The organism is Streptomyces africanus (assembly GCF_002150735.1).
GTDB lineage: Bacteria > Actinomycetota > Actinomycetes > Streptomycetales > Streptomycetaceae > Streptomyces > Streptomyces africanus.
The window spans coordinates 1-2,090 of the sequence record NZ_MUKA01000370.1; the positions used below are offsets into that span (position 1 = coordinate 1).

Sequence of the window (2,090 nt, forward strand, 5' to 3'; positions counted from 1 at the left end):
GCCGGGCGCGCGCCCGGCACCGTACAAACTCGGACGATAGGCCGCCATACTGGGTGGGCCAGGGGAGGGGCGGGCGAACAGCTACCGGGGGGAGCGTCGCGCGAAATGGGGGAGACCAGGCTCATCCACGGCCGGTACCGGCTGCTCGACCTGATCGGGCGCGGCGGCATGGGCGAGGTGTGGCGGGCACGGGACGAGTCCCTGGGCCGGCACGTCGCGGTCAAGTGCCTCAAACCGCTGGGCCACAACCACGACCACGCGTTCACCCGCGTGCTGCGGGAGCGGTTCCGCCGTGAGGCCCGGGTGGCCGCCGCGCTCCAGCACCGCGGCATCACCGTCGTGCACGACTTCGGTGAGTCCGACGGCGTCCTCTACCTCGTCATGGAGCTTCTGGACGGCCGTAACCTCAGCCAGCTCCTGGAGGACAACAAGCAGCACCCGCTGCCGGTCGCCGACGTCGTGGAGATCGCCGAGCAGGTCGCCGCCGCCCTCGCCTACTGCCACGAGCAGGGCATCGTGCACCGCGACCTGAAGCCCGCCAACATCGTGCGGATCGGCGACGGCACGGCGAAGATCTGCGACTTCGGCATAGCCCGGCTCGGCCACGACATCGGCTTCACCTCCCGGCTGACCGGCACCGGCATCGCCATGGGCACCCCGCACTACATGTCCCCGGAGCAGATCGGCGGCACCGAGGTCGACCAGCGCAGCGACCTGTACTCGTTCGGCTGCGTGCTGTACGAGATCGCCACCGGGGTACCGCCGTTCGACCTCGACGACGCCTGGGCGATCCTCCTCGGCCACCGCGACACCCCGCCCCGCCCGCCGCGCGAGCACCGCCCCGAACTGCCCGGATACCTCGAACGGGTCATCCTGGACCTGCTCGCCAAGGAACCCGACGACCGCCCCGGCGACGCCCGCGAGCTGGCCCACCGGATCAGCGCGCACCGCGCCGCGCCCGCCTACGTGCCGACCGTCCTGGCGGCCCGGCCCGCTCCCGAGGCGATGGCGCACGCGGGCCGGCTGCCGTCCTGGACCCGCGGCATGACCACGGGCCACAAGGCGGCCGGCACCGGGCTGCGCGGCGCGCCGCCGGACCCGGCGGCCGGGCTGTCCGGCGAGTGGATCGCGCGGCCCGCCACCGGCCCCGTCGAGGAACGTGTCCCCGCGGAGCGGCCCGCCCCGCCCTCGGAGGTCCTGACCGCCCTGGCCGGCCGGCACAACGCGGGCCTGAGCCTCGGCAGGCTCGGCCGCTGGGCGGAGGCGGGGGAGGTGCACCGGGCGGTCGCCGCCGAACGCGAGCACCTGCTCGGCCCCGACCACCCGGACACCCTCGCCAGCCGCTACGAGGTCGCCTTCACGCTCAGCCGCACCGGCCGCGCCCCGGACGCCCTGCGCGAGTACAAGCACGTCACCGAGGCCAGGATCCGCACGCTCGGCGCCGACCACCCCGACACGCTCGCGGCCCGCCAGGAGATGGCCTATGTGCTCGGCCAGCTCGGCCGCCCCTTCGACGCGCACCGGGTGTACACGTCCGTGCTCACCGCCCGGGAGCGCACGATGGGTCCCGACCATCCGGACACCCTGCGCTGCCGGCACAACCTCGCCTTCAACCTCAGCCGCCTGGGCCGCCTGGAGGACTCCTACCGCCTGGCCCGCGAGGTGGCCGCCGCCCGCGCCCGGGTGCTCGGACCGGACCACCCCGACACCCTGGTCACCCGCTACGAAGTCGGCTACGCCCTCGGTCAGCTGGGCCGCTGGGCCGAGGCCCTGGAGACGTACCGCGAGGTCGCCGATGCCCGCGGCCGTGCCCTCGGCCCCGACCACCCCGACACGCTCGCCGCCCGGCACGAGATCGGCATCAGCCTCGGCCGCCTCGGCCGCAGCGCGGAGGCCCTGGACCTCTACACCGCCCTGGCCGACGACCGCACCCGGGTCCAGGGCCCGACCCACCCCGAGACCCTGCGGGCCCGCCACGGCCGCTGCGTCAACCTCGGCCGGCTCGGCCGCTGGGAAGAGGCCCTCGCCGAGTCCCGCGACGTGAGCGCCGTCCGCGAGCGGGTCCTCGGCCCCGACCACCCGGACACCCT

The 2,090-nt window shown here is 75.1% G+C and carries 1 protein-coding gene; it reads left to right on the plus strand.

The genetic code is table 11. The features are described from left to right. Nucleotides 1–105: 105 nt before the first annotated feature. Nucleotides 106–2,090, plus strand: a 1,985-nt coding sequence (locus CCL05_RS36280; RefSeq protein ID WP_086564898.1) for a serine/threonine-protein kinase, incomplete at its 3' end; no start/stop codon positions are given.